Raw genomic sequence first — 23,617 nt, forward strand, 5'->3', positions numbered from 1 at the left:
TCTATTATTTACACCATTTTATCTTAATAAGGATGCCGACAAAATAGGTAGTATTATGGTAGCATCAGCATAAATCGTTACACTCCGTGCTGAAGGTCTAACCTTATTCCATGATATTGCTTCTCTAGGTCTTGCACCACTTAAGCTACCATCATATTCCTGGGCTGTAGTAATGTATATAGCATAGTCTAAGCCGTCCTTGAATTGATTCCACCATATCGTATGATGCTTACTTATTCCACCTCCTATAATTAATGCGCCTGATTTCTCAGATGAAAATATTAGATCTTTTATGAGTCGCATATCTTGGAAAAGATCAATTTTCAGTCCATTGAATTGCGAAACTATGAATAGGTTTGTGCCAAACGAACCATCTACTACACCTGGAACTATTAATGGAACTTTTTTCTCATAGCAAGCCTTGAGAATTGAATGCTGATCATTTATCCTTTTCCCAAATTCCCATAATAACTCGTATACGCTCCAATCTTTTCTCACTGAGACTATTTCAGGTATATATTTCCTTACAACTTCTTCTATTACTTTTCCATAATTTTCAAATGGTATAAAAATGTTCCCCAGTCTATGTATTTCTAGTTCTTTGAGCATAGTATCGTCGAATTCAAAGGAACCTTTGTAATATTTGCCACCAAAGCTTCTTGCAATATCATGATCTATTGTGCCACCTGTAGTTATGACGACATTAAAGTATTCCCTTCTAATAAGATCTGCTAAAAGACCTCTAAGCCCTGTGGAAACTAAATTTGCTGTAAATGAAAGAAACCTTAAATCAGCCTCCTTAATTAGATCCCTTAAAATTTCTACAGCCTTTACAACATTCTCAGCAGAAAATCCATAAACTTTATCAAAAATTATCTCTAAATTTTTTAAATCCCTTAAATCCTCCAAGCTTAAATCGTCTACTACGTTTGTTAATAAATCCTCTCTCTTCAACCCTTAGTCACACCTATGGGTTTTAATCTTGCAACCAATTTAGCTATCTTAACTTCATGAGCAACTTTCGCTACTCTATCAACATCTTTATATGCACCTGGTGCCTCCTCCGCTACTACTCTTTTAGTAGCCGCTCTCACAATAATACCCTTCTCCTCTAGGTTTTGAACTACTGAATTAACTGGATAACTTCTGACCGCGGCTTCTCTTGACATCCATCTTCCTGCACCATGTGGTGCAGTGAACCATGTTCTTCTACCCTCCGGAATTCCTGCCATTATATAACTTGCTGTCCCCATGCTTCCTGGTATGAGGACTATCTGACCTACGTTCCTATGATCTGCAGGAATCTCAGTACTTCCTGGTGGAAAAGCTCTTGTTGCTCCCTTTCGGTGTACTAAAACTTTCTTTCTCTTTCCGTCTATATCGTATTCCTCTATTTTTGCTATATTATGGGCTACATCATATACTATATTAAGATCTAATTTTTCTGGGTCTATTCTATACACTCTGCCAAAACTTTCTCTGGCCCAATGTGTTATCATTTGCCTATTGGTCCATGCGAAGTTTGCTGCAGACGACATTGCGTGTATATAATCTTGAGCCTCTCTAGTGTTAAATGGTATAGCTGCAAGTTCCCTATCAGGAACTTTTATGTTGTACTTCTTCATTGCTCTTTCCATAACTTGTAAGTAATCACTAGCTACTTGATGACCTAATCCTCTGGATCCCGTATGAACCATTACTGTTATCTGTCCTTCATGGGTTATGCCTATAGCTTTAGCTACCTTTTCATCATATATCTTATCAACAACCTGAATTTCAAGGAAATGGTTGCCTGCTCCTAATGTACCTAATTGTGTATGACCCCTCTGTTTTGCTATAGGACTTACCTTAGATGGATCTGCTAAATTCCAACTGCCACTCTGCTCTATATGCTCCATGTCTCTATTCCATCCATATCCATTATCAACAGCCCATTTTACCCCCTCACTTAATACATTGTCAAGTTGTTGATACGATAATTTTACTCTTCCTTCACTTCCCACTCCACTTGGTACGTTTCTGTAGATCTCCTCAACCAAATCCTTAAGCTTATCTTTAACATCCTTATAATCAAGATTAGTTCTCAGCAGTCTTACACCACAGTTTATATCATATCCTATTCCTCCTGGACTTACTACACCTTCCTCGTCAATTGCACTAGCTGCTATTCCGCCTATTGGAAAACCATATCCCTGATGACCATCAGGGAGTACATATACTGACTCTTGCACTCCCTGTAAGCAGGATACATTAGTAGCTTGCCTTAATGTCAAGTCCTGTTTCATTTTATCGATAAGCACATCATCCGCGAAAACTGTAACTGGTACTTTCATACATTCCTGGGCTCCCTTTTCAATACGCCACTCATAATTGCCAATTCTCTTAATCTGAGTCTGCATAAGGTTTCCTACTTACATCATACTTTATATTCTAATAAAATTACTTTACATTAATGATGATTATAGCGGACACTGAACATGATGACGCTGAGCGTACTGATAACTCTTCATATTACTTTCTTCTTTTTCTCTTTGAATTTTTCTAATATTTCACTGTATTTTTTCTCAATTGTCTTAAAGGCTTCAACGACTTGGTCCGCATCCATATCATATATAGCTTCTTTAAGGAACTTATATGCGCAAGCTTTACTATGAAATAAATAATCTCTGCCTTTTACTGTTATTTTGATTCCTTGACCTTCATAAAATATTCTACCACACACGATGCATTCGTTTCTTCTTTTCATACGACGATAGTAGAATTTAAATTTTAAAAAATATCCGTTTAATGTGCATTGAACATATCCGGTGGTATATGTGGATAAAAATGATCTTAGCTACAAGCTACTATCACTAATACGTGAAAAAGGATGGGATGACCTAACATCAATACAAAAGAAAACACTCTCACCCATTCTATTGGGTAAAAATGTTTTAATCATAGCCCCCACGGGTTATGGTAAAACCGAAGCAGCATTATTACCTATATTTAACTCAATGTTAAATGATACATCACTCTCTCCCGTAGCTTTACTTTACATAACCCCATTAAAGGCACTTATTAATGATTTAACTCACAGAATTGATTGGTGGGCTTCCAAGTTAGGTTTTATAGTTAGTAGAAAACACGGGGAAGTTCCCCAAAAAGAGAAGAGTATAAGGTTAAAAAGGGTTCCCCACATTCTCGTCACAACCCCAGAGGGGTTGGAAGTAGATTTAGATTGGGCAACTAAGTTTAGGGAGAATTATAAAAATATTAAATGGGTAGTAATCGATGAAGTACATGAGCTCGTCCACTCTAAAAGAGGAGCACAGTTATCAGTTCTATTGGAAAGACTAAAGGAGTATTCTGGTAATGATTTTCAAAGGATAGGCTTATCGGCTACTATAAGTAATGAGAAGAAAGTTGCTCAATTACTTTTTGGATCTTCTCAGAGAGACTTCAACATAATAAAAGTATCTTCAAACAAAAATTTTGAGTTAAAAATACATAAAGTAGAACATCAAGGAGAAACTTGGACCACAATAGCAAAAACGGTCATTAATAAGATAGAAAAACCCACCTTATTGTTTACAAATTCACGTTTTAGTACAGAGCGATTGTTCGAAGAATTAGAAAAATATAATATACCTTCTGTTTTTGTTCATCATTCGTCTATATCTAGAGATGATAAGAACAAAGTAGAGGAAAATTTAAGGGAAGGTAGAGCGAATTTAGTTATTTGCACAAGAACACTAGAGTTAGGAATACATGTAGGAGATGTTAAAAAGGTTATAATGTATAGACCACCACCAAGTGTATCATCTTTCTTGCAGAGATTGGGAAGAAGTGGGCATTTGATAGATCATGTCTCCTGCGGTGAGATATTATGTTTATATGATCATGAGGTCATAGAAAGTTTGGCACTTTCTGAGCTTGCTATGCAAGGTAAGTTAGAGAGCGGAAAAGTAATGCCATTTCTTGACGTCGTTGCCAGAGAAGCCATAGGTATAGCTCTACAGTATGGAGAAGTAGATGTAAATAGACTTTACTCCATAATCAGCTCTTCTACGTATTTTAGAGCACTGTCATTTGAAGAATTTTTAAAACTCATCGAATATCTAGCAAACAATAATTTACTGAAAGTCGAGGGAAATAGAGTAAAAGTAGGGAAAACATTTTTCAAAATCTGGAGTTTCAATAAAAATAATAAGTTGGCATGGATGAAGGATTTTTCAGAGTTCTTCTCATTTGTAAGTAGTGATGAGACATTTTTACTTAGATTCGAGAATAAGACTGTTGGTGAAATAGATGCAATTTATGTCTATAAACATTTAAGAAATAACGATACAATTAGAATAAGCGGTAAACTCTGGAGAATTGTCTCAATTGACCTAAATAAAATGACCATAACAGTTGTTCCTGCAAATGATGGAGAAGGAGAAATACCTATATGGAAAGGAGAAAACGTATCAAGATCGAATCTTTTACCTAAAAAGATAAGTAAGGTTATACGTAACTACAAAAGGTATTTGGATCTGAATATCATAAATAATGCGGCAAAGAACGATCTCAAAAATTTTGTTAATTTCTACCTTGTACATGGACTTCCATTACCTAATAGAAAAACTATTTATGTTGAAAAAGATAAAAATGAGATAATTTACGCAACGCTTATCAACGAGAAAGTCTCAAATACACTAGCTCATTTACTTCTATATTTAGCAACGAAAGATCTTTCACTAAATGTTTCAGTTAGATCTTCTATATACGGTTTCTCCATAAGAGGAGTAGAAAATGATCTAATGAGCGAGATAGTGAATATGAATGAGGATGAACTAAGGAAACTAATTATAAAGTCTATCATGAGATCTCCTTTGTTTTATACGGTATTGAAAGAAATTAAATACAGTTTCGGCAAGATAGGAAATGTCTCACTTCATGATGATAAGTTATTAATTAAAGAGGCAATAAAACAGACAGTATATAAGTATTTCAGCATTAAAAATACATTAAAATATATTAAAATGATAAAGAACAAAGATATCGATATCATACATATAGAGGGAATCTCTCCGCTTGGAAGAGCTGTACTTAATCATACCCCACTTAGACCATGGATTACAGATCTAAGCATAAGGATTTATCAGGCAATGAAAGGAGGAGCGTATACCGTAAGCGAGTTATCTGAAATGCTAGGAATTTCAGAAAAGAGCCTGGAAAGTAGATTAAAGAAGATGAGAAAGTATGACTCAAAATACAGAACATGTAATTTTATAGACATAGATACGAAAGATATGAGATGGGTATTATTAGAGGATTTTGAAGAGATAGTAGAGACAGGAGACTACTATAACTCTTTTGAACCTATAAAACTTGACGAGACATATGTTGCAGTAATCAGACCTATTAACAATGAAGGAAATATTGAAATTGTATTTAGAGTTAAGGAATTAGTGGAAAACCCTGAAAATGTTACGAGAAGAATACCTTACGATGAAGTTTTTGAATTGAAACTAAAAGACCCAAGTGATCCACTTGTTATGTCTATATCTCCTAGGTACTACTTCGTTAATAAAAATGTAATAAAGTTTTTAATTTTAAATGCAGTTAGCTACATACAGAATACCAGGTTTGGATGATGAGGCCCTTTCAATAGATTGGTGATAAAGGCCCGTGTTTCTGATGTAAACATAAAGCACAGATTTATTTTTCCACATGTCTCATTTTTAAACGACCCATAAATGTCCACAAAAAAACCAAATGAAATCGTTATTACCAAATCTAAAAGAATAGAGGATTATGTACTAGATACGATAATACTCTTTAACCAAGGATACGAAGAGGTAGAAATAAGAGGAAGTGGTCAGGAGATAAATAAAGCTATAGAAGTTTATAACCAACTAGTTGATAGGCTGAAAGAGGGTGTAAGATTAGAAAAAGTAGATATAGGGAGTGAAGTTAAAGATAGACGCAGAATATCATACATATTGCTCCGACTGAAGAGGATTTACTAATTTAATATTCTTAATCTCATTCAGCAGATCCATAATGACGTCTTCTGCACTTAATTCATTTCTGTTAATCTTATCTATCTTTGTGATCAAATGACTAGTTCTGCTCTCACTCACCATATCTGAGAAATACTTGTTAAGGATTTCATAAACTTTCTGACCTTTATTAGTAGCTATTAAGAATGACCTCTTCTTACTCTCCACTACGTATCCATGTCTTATTAATGATTGGACAGTTCTAACATACGTACTTGGTCTACCTATATTCGTATCTTTCATCAATCTTATTACGTCCGCATAGGTTAGTAAAGATACTAATGAGCCCTTTCTTATTCTAGTTGTTAAGTGGCTCTCGTCTAAATTATAAACTCTTATTCCGTATATGGAAGAGAAACCTCCATGCACTTTTGTAGGAAGCTCTACCGTGTATAACTCACCATTAATGTTTATCTCATAGGTCGTATATGTTGCGGTAGCAGACGACATCTGACTTCCTATAAACCTCCTAAATATAAGATCGTATAACCTATAATGTGCCCATGTAAACTTTATGCCAAATTGGAATGGATTTTCTTCAATCTCTTTCCTTAGTTCCTCTACGTCCATTGATCTCGTTGGTCTTATAGCTTCATGTGCTCCTTCATTACCCCAGCTTCTGCCTACAAAATCATTGCTACCTATTTTTTCCAAATATTCTCTAGCTATAGAAATTCCGTAAGGCGAAATATGTATACTGTCTGTCCTATGGTACGTTATAAGCCCAGCTTCAAATAATTCTTGAGCTACCTTCATAGCTAATGAACTATTAATCCTGAATTTACTGTAAGCGTCAATTAGCAGTGAGTCTGTAGTAAATGGAGGTAGAGGGTCTATAGTTGAGGTTCTCTCGGCAATCTTCGTAACCTTTACGTTTAATTGGCTAATGAAAGTTTCTGCATCTTTCTTAGTCTTGAAGAATTTTCTTACAACATAATCTCCAATGTTTATGTCTACCACGTATCCAATGTTTGCCTTATACTCTGAGGTTTTTCCTACAACCCACTTTAAGACTGGACCCTGAACTCTTCCTGTACCATTATTGTTATCATTAAGTGCTGATCTAAGTACACTACTCAGCTCAAACCCTATCCATCTATCTTCAATTCTTCTAGCGATCTGAGCCTTAACTAAACTCTCATTTATTTTGGCTTTGCTTTTTATAGCGTTAAGAACTGCTGTTTTAGTTATTTCATTATAAGATATTCTAAAGATATTTTGATTATATGGTGATATTAGAGAGTAGATATCATAAGCTATTTTTTCTCCCTCTTGATCAGGATCAGTAGCTATATAAACCTCATCTACTTCTGTACTAATGAGCCTTATAGCGTTTACAATCTTCTCAGAGGAATTTATCATACTCGATCCACAGTAGGGACAAGTGGATACTTTCTTGGTTATTGTTTTTCCGCAACTCATGCATCTATATAGGGGAGAATAGTTGACAACTATGTCCTTATCGTTAATTTCGACGCCATAATAACCTAATTCTTCGGTGGTGAGATCAGTTAGGTGACCCTTAGAGGCTATTATATTAGTATATATGATAGTATTACTATGATCATCTATAATTATGGTTTCGTACACTGGTATTCCATATATTTCTCTCCTGACTCCTCTACCAAAAATCTTGGATATAGTTCTAGCTTTAGTAGGTGACTCTACAACCAATAGGGCTGTTTTAAAGTTCATACTTCTGCCTCCAGAACCATCACTTCTACTCTTGTTCAACTTCTCTCTTACTTCGTCAAGTTTTAGCTCGTCGAAATTCATAAAGGTGACCTCGGCTATGCGTCTTAACTTCTTATTGAGAATATCAAATAATTCCAAATCATCAACAAGAACTACGCTTAAACCTAGTGTGAGACCGCCATTCATGATTCTACTACTTCTACCAGAACCTTGTATGTATGTTATTATATCTGGGAAGAATATGTAGTGTTTATTCGTATCTTTCTTTATGACGAAAGAATCTGATACTAATTTATCGATCTTGTTCGCTTTTATAGTATCTAATATAATATCCTTAAGTTTTGTTAAATCTTCTACTAAGTCACCTAGTTTTCCATTTAACGAAACTTTATTTCGTAATGCTATTTTTACAGCTTGAAGTTCTGCAGGACTCAAATAAATGAGTCTCTTTCTATATTCTGTAACATCTAATTTTAACAACTCTCCTATTTTTAATGCGGTTAATGGATTATTTAGAGAGTCCTCTAAAGGTAGCTTAGTTTTAGGAACACCATAAAATATGACATATTTTAGCCTTTTTGGTTCATCTATTCCCCTAACTGCAACTCCGTAATAGCTAGCTGAGCCAACAAGAAAATCCACATCACCATTACTAAACTTTTCCAAGAATTTCCTCCCTGATATAGCCTTCATAGCTCTATATCCTTCCGCGTTTAGATTGTCAGTTATTTGGTCAACGTATTTCTTGCCATAATCTTTACTAACTAAAATAAGACCCCCTACATCCCCGATTTCCTTAACTAGTTCATTTACGTTATTGGAGTAGGTAAAACTATCTATAACGTTTCTATTATATATCTGTATGGTAGACGGCTCAAACCCTACTAAAAATCTTAACGCCATCTGCTTATATCCTTTAGGTTTTAATGTAGCACTGGAAACTATAAACTGCACAGATGATTTATATCCTAGGATTTTCGATTCTAACTCCCTTACCTGATTTATCAAATCCTCGTCTTCTTTAAACCTTAACATTCTTTTGAGCCTTAACATCTTTATAGTATCGTCGAAAACTTCCTGAGGGATCTGAAGAACTTTAGCTATTCTTTCTGTTGTTTTCCCACTCTTTAATATCATATCTGCATCGTCCACCATTAGCAGTTTAGGCTTTATTCTAACGAATTCGTCAATATTCTTATTTATAGAATGAAACGTGACTACGTTTACTTTGTCCTCCTCAGGCTTATTACAACTTACTAAATGACCTATTTTCTTTAGTTTTTCGCATATTTGATCTCTTAGAGATTTTGTTGGTACCACAAATAGAGAAGTTGTGTGACTATATACAGAATATACTATAAGTGTAGTTGTCTTTCCCACACCTGTAGGAGCTGATAGGGAGAAACTTTCTCCTCTTACCAATTTGTTTAACCAATATCTCTGGAGAGACCATGGCTCTCCTCCTACAATTTTCTTAAAGAGTCTCAATATATCATCATACATTTCCAGATCCATGTAGAGCTCAGAGTAGCCTTTCAATGTAGAGTATTTAACAAGTAAATCATAAATAGTCCGGATATCTAATTTCTCCACAGCTCCAGGAAGGCAGGTCTCGCAAGGAATACCTGCATGAAGTCTATCAACGGATATTGAGCCATTACAGTTAGGGCAACCAAATAGGTAGTTCACTTTTAGCATTCTAGCATTTCCGTTAGATAGTATGATCTTATAAATATGAGGACTAAATGTTACTTTTGACTACATAAGCGGTAACTCGATTTAGAATAATTCGGTTTGTTATATATTTTGATATATGAAAACATTATATAATTGAAGCCTTTCAGACTATAATTATTAGTATAACGCTCTTTGCTACTAATATAGAACTAACAATATTAATTTTAATATTCTCATTTTAATGTTGACGAACTATAAAAATCACTCTTGTAAATGCGTATAAGCTAGATAACTTTATTATCCTATTTACCTTCTGATAATGCGATAGGTGGTTTAAGTGAGTTCAGGCGCAACCCCAAGCAATGTAGTATTGGTAGGTAAAAAACCTGTAATGAACTATGTATTAGCAGCCCTAACTCTACTAAATCAGGGTGTAAGTGAGATAACAATAAAAGCTAGAGGTAGAGCAATAAGCAAAGCAGTTGACACTGTAGAAATAGTGAGGAACAGATTCTTACCAGACAAAATAGAGGTAAAAGAGATTAGAATAGGAAGCCAAGTTGTAACCAGCCAGGACGGAAGGCAGTCTAGAGTTTCCACAATAGAAATAGGAATAAGAAAAAAGGCATAAAAAGATAGTTAAGGTTTTTATGAACCCTTTTCTTGTTATGAATAACTTAAAAGTGTTAGATTAGTAACATAATATTGAGAAGTAATGTCTTCAAATCAACCTTCATATAAGGTAGAATTTGAAGGTAAAGCTAAGATTGGAGAAGTTTTAGGAAATTTAGTTTCTGTACAGTTAAAACCAGAAGACTTTGCTAGCCCTCTTTCACTACAAATGGCTATTTCCAGATTATATAACGACTTAATGCAATCATTATCTCAAGGTCCAAAGAAGCATTATGTGGCTGAAGTAAGATTCAATGACTCCATGGGAAATCCTGTTAATGTAGGAGTGGACTTTGGACAAAATATACCACCACTAAGTAGAAAGGAAGTGAAAGTGAAGATAACTATTGAGTTTTATGATGAAGAGTAGCTCTTCTCCTAATGTAACTTACTGATATTTCTAAAAGATATTCCTCCATGGATAACAATCTATATTCAGTCTCATTTAATTTTATTACAAGACCAACTTTGGTTAAATATCTGATCACATTTATTGAAACCTTCTTTGAGAAATATGGTGAAAGGACTTGTATAGCTTCACCTATATTGAATTTTTCAGTTTCAAATTTCTTATAAAGTAGAAAATATATTATTATTTCCCTTTTCTTTAGCCATCTCATAATCAACAGCCTAGTTAATCATCATTTCTCAGACCTTACGAGACCTATCACTACATTTTTAGATTAGGTAATAAGAGTTAATATATGTTAATATGCCATATGTTGATGTTGGAGCTAAAATTTGTAGACCAACTGAGTATCAAAAAGTAGAAAAAGGAGATATCATACTAGTATATCCTGCAACGCTAAAGATAAACAAACAGTTAATACAATTTCCGCCTTTATCTGTAGTATCAGAAAATTGTGAGAATTTTATTGAAAGCCCAAATTGGGTAGATGGATATATAGTTAAAGGGAATGAACGTATTGAATTTTTAGAAGGAAGAGACTTAATAAAAGGAGAAATCAAAGTCCATGAAAACTTACTTACAGCTTTCACTTTAAAGAAATTACTACCTAAACAGCTAGAGATAAAAATCCTTAAAATTAAGGTTAAAGCACAGCCCATAATCTCAGTTCAGGATGTTCCGTTAGTGTACTTAGCTGGAAATTTAGTTATCATACCAAGTATGGACTATAAGAAGTATTTGGAATTGTTCGCGTATTCTTTATATTATTATATATCATCGTCTTCAGCTGACGACAGAAACATATCCATTTGAGTCTCCTTACGCTTTAATGCCTGATATTCTTCTGCAGTACCCCTAACCATTATTTCATAAAGCCTTGCCTTTTTATCAACACCGGGTCTTAATAATCTACCTAATCTTTGAATAAACTGCCTTCTTGACCCAGTTCCAGTAACTATTATACCTACATTTGCATCAGGTATATCTAGTCCTTCGTCACCTACAGTGGTCAACACTAAGACTCCGCTCTTCATACTCTTAAAAATGTTAAGTATTCTTTCTCTTTCGCTCTTAGAAATTTTTCCTGTTATCAAAAGACCATTAATAGTCCTAGCAATTTCTTCAGCCTGATCTACATATTGCGTAAATATTAAAATCTTATTACCTTTCTCCTTCTCTACAATTCTCTTCACGGCGTCTATTTTCTGTTTAGCAAGATTTACGAGTTTACGCATATCGTTATATATCTTTAAGGCTTCTATAGCGTCACTATCACCCTTTTTTGCCAACATAAGCAGTTCTGAGACTTTTCTTGATCTAGAATATTTTTTAAATTTATTTAGTAGCTCGTTGTACATCATTCTTTCATCAATCGATAGTTGAACCTTCTCCTGGACAACTTCATATGGAGCTAAATAACCCTTCTCGATTAATTCCTGAGGAGATTTAAAGTAAATTAATCCGCCCATAAATTTAAAAAGTTCTTCGTGCTTTCCGTCATCTCTATAGGGGGTAGCTGATAAACCTAGTCTCTTGGTAGCTATAGAGTTAAGGGCAATTCTTTTAAATTTTTCAGCAGGCAAATGATGAGCCTCATCGATAACCAGAACATCGAATTTGTATGAAAGTTCTTGAATATGCCTATATGCAGTCTGGTAAGTTGATACTGTTATAGGTTTAATCTCTTTTTTCTCGGAGTAGTATAATCCAATCTTGCGTTTTTCTATATTAGTGAATCTTATGAAAGCATCTCTCCACTGTAGCATCTGCTCCTTAGTGTATGTCACTATTAGTGTAGATTGCTTAACAGCACATGCCGCACTTATACCAATTAAGGTTTTCCCTGCACCTGTGGGGAGAGCTATTACACCTGACCCCTTTTCTAACCATTTTGACAGTGCTTCTTTTTGGTACTCTCTTAATTCACCTTTAAACTCTATATCTAAAACATCGAATTGTAAATCTAATGGCTTAACTATCAATCCATTCTCTTCAAATCGTGATTTTAAGAAAACATAATAGTAAGGGAACGTTATGAAGATCTTTCTCGTCTTATCATATTTAATAATCTTTTGCTCATAATAGTCTTTGATTAATTCCATTAAATATACATGTGGTTTAATTATAAGTCCTTCAGAGTTTAATTCAAATTCTACGTCATAAGAAGGCAAGTATTTTTTGAGGCTTTCGAACTCCTCCTCTGAAAATTCAACTCCAATTTCTTCTAGTATATTCTTTATATCAATAATCGAATTCCATTTTTTCTAGCACGATCCACATCTATTACAAAAATTGACCCATTATCGGGATCTCTACCTAAAAATCTGCAAAATGTCAAGAGTTTTTTAAACGTTTCATTATCTATCCATTGTTGAATGTAAAAAGTCTTCAAGGTCATCCTTTATCACTTCTACATAAATTACTTCAAGACCGTCACAATACTTTTTTATAAACTCATTGAAATTTAAGATTTGGTAGATAAAATAGGTATTATCTCCTCTATTGAATAAACAACATAACTTTAGATTTTCATCTTTAATTTCATTTTTAATGTATAAAAAGGTATAAATAATCTCGTCGTTAAAAGGATCTACGTAAAAAATAATTCCATAGCCATTAGACAAAGTCATACCTAGAATATCTTTTCCTAACTCCTCAGCTTCAGATAAACCTAATAATAAAGCCTCTTTAAAACCCTTTATACTAACCTCTGATAAAAGCTCCCTTAGTTTCACAATTATTAACTATTTTATACCTTTGACTTATATGCTTAATTGAGATGACTTACATACTTGTTCTAACCACCACAAATACCATGGAGTCTGCTAACAAAATTGCAAAAACTTTAGTCGATGAGAGGGTAGCTGCTTGCGTAAATATATTTCCTTATATTAAATCTTATTATGTATGGGAAGGAAAGACTACCGTAGATGACGAGATTTTACTCTTAATTAAGAGCCATAATAGCATGACACAAAAGTTAATACAAAGAATTAAGGAACTTCATCCTTACAAGATACCAGAAATTATAATAATTAATTTTAATGAAGGGTTTGACAAATATTTAGATTGGATCAAAGAGAGCGTGACATTAGATGAAAATAAAGATTGATGAGAGTTATTTAAGTAAATTGGAGCAGTTAGCTCTTATTAGACTTAAAAATGAAGAAAAGGATAAAATTTCAAATGATTTACAGAGGATTATAGACTTCTTTGAAAAAATTAATGAGTTAGAATTAAAAGATGTAGAGCCTTTATTCCACCCTATTTCAAGCGGAAAATTAAGAAAGGACGAGCCTTTGAAACCGTTAAACAGAGATGAAGCTTTACAGAACGTAAAAAGAAAGGAAAACGGATACATAGTCGGACCAAGAACTTACGGTGAGTAACTTGATTGAAGATGTAGTGGAAAGCCTAAAAAACGGAAATTTGACTCCTGAGGACTACGTAGAAAAAACGTACGAAAAAATAGAAAGAGTTGAAAAGCTAATACACAGCTTTATAACAATAAGAAATAAGCAGGAAATAATAGATGAAGTAAAGAAAAATATTAGTAATAAACACGGAAAATTAGCAGGAGTATTGATCGCGATCAAAGATAACATTTCTACTTTAGGAATCAGAACCACATGTGCTTCTAGGATATTAGAGGACTATATTCCACCTTATGACGCGACCGTTGTAGAGAAACTCAAAAGCGAGGGTGCAGTAATAATAGGAAAGACCAATATGGACGAGTTTGCAATGGGATCGACCACCGAAACAAGTTATTTTGGTCCCACAAAAAATCCATGGGATCTGGAAAGAACACCTGGAGGATCTTCCGGAGGAAGTGGCGCAGTTCTAGCTGGTGGAATTGTGGAATTAGCATTAGGTAGTGATACAGGAGGATCCATACGAGCTCCTGCAGCCTTTAATGGAGTATTTGGCTTGAAGCCCTCTTACGGAACAGTTAGTAGATATGGACTAATTGCATATGCAAATAGTTTAGAGCAAATAGGTCCTATGGCTAAAAATGCAGAAGACCTAGAATTATTATATGATGTTATAGCAGGTGAAGATTGGAGAGATGCTACTACCATAAGTATAAATAAAAATGAGTATAAACGTGACGGTTCATCTAAAGTTGATCTAAAGAACATTAAAATAGCTGTTCTTAAGGATATACTCGAGGCTTCAGAAAAACCGGTAACATCGGCGTTTAATGAGATATTAGATAAACTTGTTTCAGAAGGAGTATCAATAGATTACATAGAATTTAAATTGGCAGAGTATGCATTACCAGCATATTATATTATTGCAATGTCGGAAGCTAGCTCTAATCTAGCTAGATTCGATGGAGTTAGATATGGATATAGTGCACATTATGATGGAATTTGGAAAGATACTTACGGAAAAAATAGAGGAGAAGGGTTTGGAATAGAGGTTAAAAGAAGAATTATGCTTGGTAGCTTCATCTTAAGTGCAGGATATTATGAACAATATTATATTAAGGCATTGAAAGTGAGAAGGTTGATAAAAGATGAGATAGATAGAATTCTAAAGCAATATGACTTCATTGCATCACCCACAATGCCAATAATTCCTCCAAAATTAGGAGAAGTAGTAGGAGATCCACTAAAAATGTACGCAATGGATCTTAACACCGTTATAGCAAATTTGGCTGGTGTACCTGCTTTATCACAACCTATAGGATTTTACAATAATCTACCAATAGGTTTGCAGTTGATGGGTAGTTATTTATCAGACTATAAATTGATAAACATTTCTAAAAACATAGAAAAAATATCTAAATATTATAATTTAACAGCTAATATTTAAAGCACCTACACAAAGCTTTTTTACTTAACTAAATAGTTTTTACTGATGGAAGGACAATTAAAGATAGATACGTTTAGCGTAATTATGAAAGAGCTGGAGAAGGAGAAATATCATGTAGTGGGAAGCCACAGTGTGTATAAAAAATGTCATTGGACTCATGAAGCTTTGACTACTGGTAGATACTGCTATAAGGGTAAGTTCTATGGCATAGAAAGCCATAGATGTGTACAAATGTCTCCCTCTGCTGCATGGTGCTGGTTCAGATGTATACACTGCTGGAGATTGGAGCCTGAGGATATAGGTATTGAATGGGACGAGACTAAAATTCCGATAGAGGATGAACCTGAAATTATTGTGGAGAGATCAATAGAGGAACATAAGAGGGCAGTTTCAGGATACTTTGGAAGAAACGGTGTTCCTAAAAATAAAGTTATAGACGCAGCTACACCAAGGCATGTAGCAATTAGCCTCACTGGAGAACCTACTTTATACAATAGAATTGGAGAGCTAATTAAAGAGTATCATAGGAAAGGATTAACTACATTTCTAGTCACAAGTGGTGTAAGACCTGATATATTGGCAAGCTTGGAGGAGGAACCAACACAGCTTTTTGTATCAATACAGGCACCAAACTATAAAAAACATAAGATAATGAATAGACCTATAGTTCCTAATTCATGGGAACTGTTCTTAGAGACCCTTAAAATCCTTCCAAGTTTCAGCTCTCCAACAGTAATTAGAATGACAATGATAAAAGGGTATAACATGAGTGAGGAAGATGCAAAAGATTTCGCAAAACTTATTGAACTATCACAACCCACTTACATAGAAGTAAAATCTTATATGCATGTAGGACCCTCTACGTACAGATTAACAAAGGATGCTATGCCAAAACATAATGAAATCAGGGAGTTCTCTAAAATCTTAGCTAATTACACGGGTTATAAGATAATATCAGAACATGTTCCTAGTAGAATACTTTTACTGAGCAGGCTTGATAAACCAATCCAAATAGGAAATGCATGGACAGACAAGTGGAATTGGAGCACAAAGGACACAGAAGATGATATGAATGGAGAATATAAGGAAGCAGAAGAAAGTTGTACGGAGGGTGGAATTTGAAAAGCCCAAATTACTTGTGAAAATATATTAATTTTAAATTATACTATAAACAAGATAATTGTACAATCCGAGGTTGCAAAGAGTCTAGGTATTTCACAACAGACGGTATCAAGAAAACTAAAGGAGTTAGAGGATAGTGGAATAATAACCAGAACATTACTTAAAGAAGGCGAATTGATAAAACTAACAGATGAGGGAGAAAAAATGCTTAGAGAATGTGCAGAATCTTTAGTAGACTTATTTGCAAAAAACAGGATAGTAAAAATAAAGGCAAAAGTCACTTCAGGACTTGGTGAAGGGAGAATATTTGTATCCCTTCCATATTACATGGAGGCATTCAATAAGTTTCTAGGATTTCAGCCTTATCCTGGCACGCTAAATGCCGTAATATACGATAGAATATCTATGGAGAACAGGCTTCTTTTAGATCTAAGTAGGGGTATTTTAATACCAGAGCATAAGGAACCAAATAGAGTTTTAGGGAGCGTTAAAGCATTTCCAGCATCCATAAATTCAGTTTCTCCTGTTGCTGTTGTAATCCCAACTAGAACCACCCACCCAAAGAGTGTTGTAGAATTATTATCTCCTCATAAACTTAGAGAGAAACTAGAATTAGAAGACGGAGACGAAATAGAAATAGAAGTTTATTTATGATATTAAGTTGAATTACAATATCTTTTTAGTACCTCGTTTATTATTGATGATGTACTCGAATGAGCCCAATTATTTATCCTTGACGGTATTCTAACTATCTTTTCAACTATAACACCTCTATTCTTAAGATCATCAATAAGTTTTTGTTCATCAACCTTCTGATCTGGTCCTAAAACTATAATATTTGGTTTAACCCTTTCCACACTCTTTAGAAAATCTTTTTCATCCCCTAGAAACGCATCATATACGTATTTTACACTTTTAATAACTTCTAATCGCTGATTCTCGTCATTTATTGGCTTTCTTCCCTTTATCTTTTCACTGTTTTTATCCCTCGCGACTGCAACATATACTCTACCATACTTAGACGCTTCACGTAGAAAAGCTATATGCCCAGGATGTAAAATATCGAAAGTACCGGCTACAAATACCCTCTTAGATACTTGTCTCTCGATGTCTAGGTTCTCCATTTCGATTATCGCATCAAGTAAACCCTCTGCGTAAACCACATCTACCAATGCGGTTACTTTATCGTTTACACTAAGATAATACTTAGCATCTTCGACATATAGCTTTGCTAAGTTATATATTTTTTCATATTTCTGTATAATTTCTGGCGATATCTTAGATAGCCTATCCTCCATTCCTTGTATGTATTTCCTCACTCTATCAGCTATTTCATCAACCATTTTAGACCCTCTATCTCCATATAATGTAAGGATTTTGAAGGAAATATTATTATATGTGGCGGGGACTTTAGATTATATTTTGCTATTTCCTTAATTTTAAGGCTGACTATTTCTTCATCATCACATCCTAGATGTTGACCTACTATGATAAGTGAATCTTCATTAATTATCCCCTGTTCTTCAATCTTTTCCATTTGTAAAAGCAGTGAAACTGCATCCCTCGCACTCATATTAGGTTCTAAATAAAATATAGTATGAAGGTTTCTTTCCAAGTTTTCCTTTAACACTTTGTAAGGAGTTGTGTCAATTTTGCCATAATCGGTTGATGATATTATAGTTACCGACTTACCAAATTTGTACGATGATAACATGCTTTTCGAAATAATATAGCAATGAACTGAAACGCCAGGAATTATACTTACCTGATGACCTTTAGTTCTAGCCTCAGTAACTAAACTTATATGAGTCGTAGCTATCATTGGATCACCTATAACAGCAATTCCTACACTCTTACCCTGATCTAACAATTCTAATATTTTCTTGTAGTTATTCTCTATAAAATCTCTGCCAACTGGTATAGGATTTATACCTAGTTGATGCAATCTACTTATTAGATCGCCACAAGTTAATGAAGTATAAGTATCTGCATAAACAACGTCTGAGGTTCTCAGTTCATTCAACGCTATTTCAGTGATAAATTTATATGATAACCCTAAACCTATGAGCTTAAGTACACCCACTTGTTAATACGGAAATTTATAAGATATAAGATTTTAGTAATACCAGATGATAAGTATATTTAATGATATTTACATAGCTGAAGATTTACCTATACTTTATATTAAGCCACTTAATGCTGTAATATTATCTGATGTTCACATAGGCTTTGAGCAGGAGATGGCTAATAAGGGAATATACATTCCGAAGGTTCAGAAAAAAAGGTTCCTTACGATATATAGAAAAGCCTTAAACTACTTTAAAACAAATAAACTAATTATTAATGGAGATTTTAAGCACACATTTAACAAGATAACCAAGCAAGAAAGAGACGAATTAACGGAAATTCTTACTGAATTAAATGAAAACAAAATAGAAGTTAAAATAGTAAAGGGCAATCATGACAATTATATTTCAGCAGTAACAGAAAAATTCAGTAATGTGGAATTAGTTGAAGATATTAACGTTAATGATATATCAATATTTCATGGGCATAAGAGAATTAACATGCAGGAGAACGAAAATAAAGTATATATTATAGGTCATGAGCACCCACGATTAAGTATAAAAGATAGACTAGGATTTGCAAGAAAATTACAATGTTTCCTTAAAGTACCATTGAGAAATAACAGTACAGTTATAGTTTTACCCGCTACAGGTACCTATCAGTCAGGTAATGATGTTACCTTATCTCACTCCACTTATATGTCCCCTATTATGAGAGAACATTCTATTTTAGAAAAAGCACGACCTTACGTAATAGTGGAAGGGCAAGGTATTATGGAGTTTCCAGAACTAGGATTACTTAAAGATATTATTCACTCGATGGTTTAAGAGAAAGTAGCTATTTATAAATATAGGTTTTATAAATATTGAGTAAGGTGATATATTATACCTGATGAGATCCCGTATAAAGCAGTCGTAAATATAGAGAATATCGTTGCCACAGTGACTTTGGATCAAACATTGGATTTATATGCGATGGAAAGAAGCGTACCAAACGTTGAATATGATCCTGATCAATTCCCAGGATTAATATTTAGGCTTGAATCTCCCAAGATAACCTCATTAATATTTAAATCAGGAAAAATGGTCGTTACTGGAGCTAAAAGTACAGATGAGCTAATAAAGGCTGTAAAACGAATTATAAAAACCCTTAAAAAATATGGAATGCAACTAACAGGAAAACCTAAGATACAAATACAAAACATAGTCGCATCAGCTAATCTGCACGTTATAGTTAACCTTGATAAAGCAGCATTCCTGCTAGAGAATAACATGTACGAACCAGAGCAGTTCCCAGGTCTAATATATAGAATGGATGAGCCCAGAGTTGTTCTATTAATTTTTAGCAGTGGTAAAATGGTTATTACAGGAGCTAAGAGAGAAGATGAAGTTCATAAGGCTGTTAAAAAAATATTCGATAAACTGGTAGAGTTAGATTGTGTAAAGCCCGTTGAAGAAGAAGAGTTAGAATTTTAAGATTGAATTCGTAATAAACGTGATTGAGTATGCTTAAGCATCAGAAATACGTGTACGTTGATATTGGAGATCAGAAAAAATTTTTGAAAGTTAGATTCCTGAAATCCAGGAGTGAAAATAACAATCCTGAGGCGTATGTAATATTAGACAAAATATCAATTAAATTACCTAGAAACGCTAAAGTAATAAAATATGAAGATTTACCTGCAGAAGTAAAGGATAAGTTAAAACTTAAGCTTTCTTCCTCTAAGAAGTAGTTGAAGGATTATTAAATTTATATTTTTCTAATAATATTAATAGAATATAAATTCCTATCAGCACTATTGTGGTTATAGATAACGAATAAATTATTTGAAGTTGCAATACCTGAAGACTACTACCTATACTTTTATATATTGTAACCATCATATAATATATCACTACAGTTGTTATAATTCTATAAATATCATGCCATACTCTTATATTTCTATCTAGAAGCTTAGTTACTGCTCTTCCTCCAAATAATACTACTATCCCGAATATCAAGAATGGCATAATAGAAAATAATACCTGGAGAACTCCTAATAAATTATAGGACTTTAATGTAGTAAATACAGAATACCCGTAAACTATGCCCAATATCACAGAAAATATAAAAATAATTGAAACTACAACCATTATGGAAGAACTTTTCCATAACTCTTCTACTGTTTCGTCTAACCTTAAACCTCTAATTATAAATGCAGCGCCTATGATAATTAGCACGACAGGCGTCGCATATGAAGTTAAATTTAGTATTGAAAGAAGACCTATTATCAGAAGAATTACACCGGGGACACCTAAAAATATCTTAGAAAATCGAGGTTCAGAAAGAGCCTTTTTTATATATCTACCCAATAAAACATATGTTTCCTCTACAGATCTATACTGCTCAACTAGAACTCTTTCTATTCCAGCAACCTGCAACCTAGATTCTATTATAGGTATAGCTTTAGCATCCTCTGGGCTATCATAAACTATAATAGCTTTAGTAGGATTTACAGCTTTTATTACCATATCAAGCTTTTCCGTAAATGCAAGTTGGCTTTCTAAGGAACCCTTTTGAGACCCAGATATTAACGCGATCTCTACATCAGAGCCTTCACTTCTAATCTTATTATATATATTATAGGCTACTAACAGCGTATTAAGATCGGAATCTGTCGGTATTTTCTCTTCTGCTATTCTTATAGCCTTAGCTACTTCCTCTTGGCCAATCACTGGTGTAGAAATCCCAATACTTCCTAGATCATCATCAATATCAACGTATATCACTATTAGTTTGTCCATCACTATTATCCTTATTATAATAGAGGATTAAAAGTTCATCAAAGGAAAGTCTCTTATTGTTTTTAAGCTTCTCTTCAACCTGTTTTCTCTTGTTTTCCAAAGCTTCTGAGTTTATTGTACTCCTTAATTGCTGCTCATATAAGTCTGTCACGTTCATATTTCTAACTTCTTCCCTTCTTTTCTTTAATTCCTCTTTTATACGACCAATTTCATTTCCCTTCTCGTTTACCTTGGCTGTTAGCTCGTCAATTCTCTTGTTCAAATCTTGTATTTTAGTGTTTAGATCTTCAAGCTCTTTCTGTATAACATCTCTTTCAGACTTAAGTTTCTGAAGAAGTTCCTTTTTACTCTTTATCTGTTGGCTTAATTCAAGCATCTTTTGCCTTATAGTAGACAGCTCAACTCTCTTTGCCAATAACTCTGCTCTATTTTCTGTATTTTTCTCTTTAATCTGTGCAACCTTTTTCGCTACTTCTAGTTTCCTCTCCAGCTCAGCTATTTTAATTATTATTTTTTTCTCTTCCTCTAGAGTGAGAGTTGATGTTTGAAGCCTCCATTCTAATTGCTCAATTCTTCTACTTATGGCTGCAGGATCTAACTTATCTTTTACTTTCGTAACATTCTTTAGTTCTTCAAACTCTTTCTTAATTTCTCCTATAATTTGAATGAGATTCTGTCTCTGTGACTTTAGTTGGGTTATTTCATTAATTTTAGATTTGATCTCTTCTCTTATTTGTTGCAACTGCTGTCGAATAGACTTTAGTTTTTCTACTTTCTCTCTTCTTTTTTGCTTAAGCTTCTTGACCTCATCTATCAACTGTAATTTTTCTGATTTAAATTTCCTTAGTTCTTCTACAGCTTTAGAATACCTTTCTTGAATTTCGTCTTCTGAAGATGATGTCGCTTTTGACATTCACAGAAAGTATAAGGTAGGAAAGTTATATATTTATCCATTAGATATAAGGGAGCATCGCATTTAGAATGAACCTTACTATAAATCACACTAATCTCTGAAATAGACTCTTACTATTTTCACAGATATTTTGTATTAGCCACTTTATTAGATATTAATAAACCATAAAACCCATAATTTCAATCCTAAGCACCGTAATACCACGCCCTAAATTTAGGTGGTATTATTATAAATATTATCTAATATACAAAATGCGAGTTTAATAATGTGAAACAAATAAAGCTTGTTGAAGCTGGTCGGTTCTACAAAAAGACTCTAAAGGACAAATGGATAATTTTTGGAAATAAACAAATAGACTTTAGTAAACAAGAATATACAGGTAAGGTAATACTAGATGAAAAAGGGAATAGAGTAGCTAAAATTCTCGATGTAATTGGTAATGTTAAAGCTCCATATATATTGGCTTATCCATTAACAAAGAGAGAACCAAGTGGGAAATTATTTATAGAAATAGTGGAGAAAGGGAGGAGAAGAAGATGAAATGTAAAATCTGTGGCAGTGAGAGTCTTATCTTTGATAGAGAAAGAGGAATATATGTTTGTATTAATTGCGCATCTGTAGACGATGAACCACTAATAGATCAAGGACCAGAATGGAGAGCATATACTACCGAAGACAAAGTAGAAAGAGAAAGAACAGGTTCTCCTCTAACAGCCAAAGTACATGACTTTGGTATAACTACTAAAATAGGATATACTAAAATCAAAGACCGAATAAAAGTACATAAGCTAAGATTAATGCAAAATAAAATTAGAGTAAGTGCAAGAGAGAGGAAATTAGTTACTTATCTATCAGTCCTAAACAGTGAAGCATCGAAATTAAACTTGCCTGAACACGTTAAAGAAACCGCGTCAATACTAATAAGACGATTAATAGAAGAAGGTAAGGCTAAAAGGGTAGAAATGTATGCGTTAATAGCAGCGGTCATATACTATTCTTGCCAGGTAAATAGGATTCCCAAATTGCTTAATGAAATAAAAACACTCTATAGCTTATCACAGGCGGATTTATGGAAAGCTCTTGAGAAGGTACAAGAGGTTGCTAAGAGTGTCAAAGTAAAGCCGAACGTTACTCCGATAGAATATATTCCTAAAATAACAGAAAGATTGGGATTACCTGCATATGTCTCAACAAAGGCTTCAGAGTTAGTAGATATTATGTATAAAAACGGATTAACCAGCGGTAAAGGTTATACAGCACTTGCGGCTGCCAGTGTGTATCTTATAAGTACTTTAATGGATGTAAAGAAAACTCAAAAAGAAATAGCTGATAGTTTGAGCATAACAGAAGTAACAATAAGGAACAGATATAGAGAGATTATAAAGGCTTTTGACATAGAAGTAAAGCTTTGAAGTCGGAAATAAAGTAA

General features: G+C 33.8%; 26 protein-coding genes. 15 read left to right on the forward strand and 11 right to left on the reverse strand.

Going from position 1 to position 23,617, the window contains the following annotated elements; genetic code table 11:
• Positions 1 to 18: 18 nt before the first annotated feature.
• The 3 genes from SACI_RS06285 to SACI_RS06295 all read right to left on the reverse strand — a co-directional run bounded on the left by SACI_RS06285 (position 19) and on the right by SACI_RS06295 (position 2,746).
• A complete protein-coding gene (locus tag SACI_RS06285; protein WP_011278154.1) occupies positions 19 to 954 on the reverse strand; it encodes a deoxyhypusine synthase in 936 nt (311 codons plus the stop codon).
• The gene (locus SACI_RS06290) at positions 951 to 2,399 is read right to left on the reverse strand and encodes an RtcB family protein (RefSeq protein ID WP_011278155.1); all 1,449 of its coding nucleotides are present in this window, start codon (positions 2,397 to 2,399) and stop codon (positions 951 to 953) included. Before SACI_RS06290 ends, SACI_RS06285 begins: the two co-directional genes overlap by 4 nt.
• A 107-nt stretch (positions 2,400 to 2,506) precedes the next feature.
• Positions 2,507 to 2,746 carry a hypothetical protein gene (locus SACI_RS06295; protein WP_048054399.1) on the reverse strand — a complete coding sequence of 80 codons (240 nt, stop codon included), beginning with the start codon at positions 2,744 to 2,746 and terminating at the stop codon, positions 2,507 to 2,509.
• A gap of 70 nt (positions 2,747 to 2,816) precedes the next feature.
• On the opposite strand from SACI_RS06295, the gene SACI_RS06300 reads away from it, so the two are divergent.
• Positions 2,817 to 5,621, forward strand: coding sequence for a DEAD/DEAH box helicase (locus tag SACI_RS06300; RefSeq protein WP_011278157.1), 2,805 nt, complete (start codon positions 2,817 to 2,819; stop codon positions 5,619 to 5,621).
• 102 nt (positions 5,622 to 5,723) lie between these two features.
• Positions 5,724 to 5,996, forward strand: a complete 273-nt coding sequence (locus SACI_RS06305) for a ribonuclease P subunit p25 family protein (protein ID WP_011278158.1) — start codon at positions 5,724 to 5,726, stop codon at positions 5,994 to 5,996.
• Here SACI_RS06305 and rgy read toward each other — a convergent pair.
• On the reverse strand, positions 5,961 to 9,422 hold the full coding sequence (gene rgy / locus SACI_RS06310; protein ID WP_015385600.1) for a reverse gyrase: 3,462 nt from the start codon (positions 9,420 to 9,422) through the stop codon (positions 5,961 to 5,963). The two genes, SACI_RS06305 and rgy, sit on opposite strands and share 36 nt — an antisense overlap.
• 316 nt (positions 9,423 to 9,738) lie before the next feature.
• Between rgy and albA the strand changes: the two genes are divergently transcribed.
• Positions 9,739 to 10,032 (forward strand): DNA-binding protein Alba, encoded by a 294-nt coding sequence (gene albA / locus SACI_RS06315; protein WP_011278159.1) that lies wholly within the window; start codon positions 9,739 to 9,741, stop codon positions 10,030 to 10,032.
• An 84-nt stretch (positions 10,033 to 10,116) separates the two neighbouring features.
• Positions 10,117 to 10,443, forward strand: a complete 327-nt coding sequence (locus SACI_RS06320; protein ID WP_011278160.1) for a hypothetical protein — start codon at positions 10,117 to 10,119, stop codon at positions 10,441 to 10,443.
• Here the strand turns inward: SACI_RS06320 and SACI_RS06325 are convergent.
• Entirely contained in the window at positions 10,418 to 10,693 is a 276-nt protein-coding gene (locus tag SACI_RS06325; protein ID WP_011278161.1) for a hypothetical protein, read from the reverse strand. The two genes, SACI_RS06320 and SACI_RS06325, sit on opposite strands and share 26 nt — an antisense overlap.
• Positions 10,694 to 10,785: 92 nt before the next feature.
• Between SACI_RS06325 and SACI_RS06330 the strand changes: the two genes are divergently transcribed.
• The gene (locus SACI_RS06330; protein WP_011278162.1) at positions 10,786 to 11,295 is read left to right on the forward strand and encodes a hypothetical protein; all 510 of its coding nucleotides are present in this window, start codon (positions 10,786 to 10,788) and stop codon (positions 11,293 to 11,295) included.
• Here SACI_RS06330 and SACI_RS06335 read toward each other — a convergent pair.
• Both SACI_RS06335 and SACI_RS06340 read right to left on the reverse strand, forming a co-directional pair.
• Positions 11,250 to 12,584: a DEAD/DEAH box helicase gene (locus SACI_RS06335; protein ID WP_238375753.1), complete on the reverse strand. Its 1,335-nt coding sequence runs from the start codon at positions 12,582 to 12,584 to the stop codon at positions 11,250 to 11,252. The genes SACI_RS06330 and SACI_RS06335 overlap by 46 nt on opposite strands.
• 255 nt (positions 12,585 to 12,839) lie before the next feature.
• Positions 12,840 to 13,217, reverse strand: a complete 378-nt coding sequence (locus SACI_RS06340) for a hypothetical protein (RefSeq protein ID WP_011278164.1) — start codon at positions 13,215 to 13,217, stop codon at positions 12,840 to 12,842.
• Positions 13,218 to 13,261: 44 nt separating this feature from the next.
• Between SACI_RS06340 and cutA the strand changes: the two genes are divergently transcribed.
• From cutA to SACI_RS06365, 5 genes are read left to right on the forward strand one after another with little or no spacing between them, the layout of a single operon-like run.
• A complete protein-coding gene (cutA, locus tag SACI_RS06345) occupies positions 13,262 to 13,594 on the forward strand; it encodes a divalent-cation tolerance protein CutA (protein ID WP_011278165.1) in 333 nt (110 codons plus the stop codon).
• Positions 13,578 to 13,871, forward strand: a complete 294-nt coding sequence (gatC, locus tag SACI_RS06350) for an Asp-tRNA(Asn) amidotransferase subunit GatC (RefSeq protein ID WP_011278166.1) — start codon at positions 13,578 to 13,580, stop codon at positions 13,869 to 13,871. Before cutA ends, gatC begins: the two co-directional genes overlap by 17 nt.
• 1 nt (position 13,872) lies before the next feature.
• Positions 13,873 to 15,303 (forward strand): Asp-tRNA(Asn)/Glu-tRNA(Gln) amidotransferase subunit GatA, encoded by a 1,431-nt coding sequence (gene gatA, locus SACI_RS06355; protein ID WP_011278167.1) that lies wholly within the window; start codon positions 13,873 to 13,875, stop codon positions 15,301 to 15,303.
• Between the two features lie 45 nt (positions 15,304 to 15,348).
• Positions 15,349 to 16,425 (forward strand): 4-demethylwyosine synthase TYW1, encoded by a 1,077-nt coding sequence (gene twy1 / locus SACI_RS06360; RefSeq protein ID WP_011278168.1) that lies wholly within the window; start codon positions 15,349 to 15,351, stop codon positions 16,423 to 16,425.
• A 30-nt stretch (positions 16,426 to 16,455) separates the two neighbouring features.
• The gene (locus SACI_RS06365; protein WP_147127852.1) at positions 16,456 to 17,079 is read left to right on the forward strand and encodes a DUF120 domain-containing protein; all 624 of its coding nucleotides are present in this window, start codon (positions 16,456 to 16,458) and stop codon (positions 17,077 to 17,079) included.
• Between the two features lie 2 nt (positions 17,080 to 17,081).
• Here the strand turns inward: SACI_RS06365 and SACI_RS06370 are convergent, their stop codons facing one another.
• A complete protein-coding gene (locus SACI_RS06370; RefSeq protein WP_011278170.1) occupies positions 17,082 to 17,768 on the reverse strand; it encodes a DUF357 domain-containing protein in 687 nt (228 codons plus the stop codon).
• Positions 17,753 to 18,508 (reverse strand): diphthine synthase, encoded by a 756-nt coding sequence (gene dph5 / locus SACI_RS06375; RefSeq protein ID WP_011278171.1) that lies wholly within the window; start codon positions 18,506 to 18,508, stop codon positions 17,753 to 17,755. Before dph5 ends, SACI_RS06370 begins: the two co-directional genes overlap by 16 nt.
• Positions 18,509 to 18,554: 46 nt before the next feature.
• Here dph5 and SACI_RS06380 point away from each other — a divergent pair, with 46 nt between their 5' ends.
• From SACI_RS06380 to SACI_RS06390, 3 genes are all read left to right on the forward strand, one after another.
• Complete coding sequence (locus SACI_RS06380) at positions 18,555 to 19,319, forward strand: metallophosphoesterase (RefSeq protein WP_011278172.1); 765 nt, start codon at positions 18,555 to 18,557, stop codon at positions 19,317 to 19,319.
• Positions 19,320 to 19,388: 69 nt separating this feature from the next.
• Entirely contained in the window at positions 19,389 to 19,967 is a 579-nt protein-coding gene (locus SACI_RS06385) for a TATA-box-binding protein (RefSeq protein ID WP_080504018.1), read from the forward strand.
• 29 nt (positions 19,968 to 19,996) lie between these two features.
• On the forward strand, positions 19,997 to 20,224 hold the full coding sequence (locus SACI_RS06390) for a DUF5622 domain-containing protein (RefSeq protein ID WP_011278174.1): 228 nt from the start codon (positions 19,997 to 19,999) through the stop codon (positions 20,222 to 20,224).
• Here the strand turns inward: SACI_RS06390 and SACI_RS06395 are convergent.
• The gene (locus tag SACI_RS06395) at positions 20,214 to 21,275 is read right to left on the reverse strand and encodes a DUF373 family protein (protein WP_011278175.1); all 1,062 of its coding nucleotides are present in this window, start codon (positions 21,273 to 21,275) and stop codon (positions 20,214 to 20,216) included. The two genes, SACI_RS06390 and SACI_RS06395, sit on opposite strands and share 11 nt — an antisense overlap.
• A complete protein-coding gene (locus SACI_RS06400) occupies positions 21,247 to 22,188 on the reverse strand; it encodes a coiled-coil protein (RefSeq protein ID WP_011278176.1) in 942 nt (313 codons plus the stop codon). Before SACI_RS06400 ends, SACI_RS06395 begins: the two co-directional genes overlap by 29 nt.
• A gap of 267 nt (positions 22,189 to 22,455) precedes the next feature.
• On the opposite strand from SACI_RS06400, the gene SACI_RS06405 reads away from it, so the two are divergent.
• Both SACI_RS06405 and SACI_RS06410 read left to right on the forward strand, forming a co-directional pair.
• Entirely contained in the window at positions 22,456 to 22,728 is a 273-nt protein-coding gene (locus SACI_RS06405; protein WP_011278177.1) for a Gar1/Naf1 family protein, read from the forward strand.
• Positions 22,725 to 23,600, forward strand: coding sequence for a transcription initiation factor IIB (locus SACI_RS06410; protein WP_011278178.1), 876 nt, complete (start codon positions 22,725 to 22,727; stop codon positions 23,598 to 23,600). Before SACI_RS06405 ends, SACI_RS06410 begins: the two co-directional genes overlap by 4 nt.
• Positions 23,601 to 23,617: the final 17 nt, after the last annotated feature.

Source organism: Sulfolobus acidocaldarius DSM 639, from assembly GCF_000012285.1.
Classification (GTDB): domain Archaea; phylum Thermoproteota; class Thermoprotei_A; order Sulfolobales; family Sulfolobaceae; genus Sulfolobus; species Sulfolobus acidocaldarius.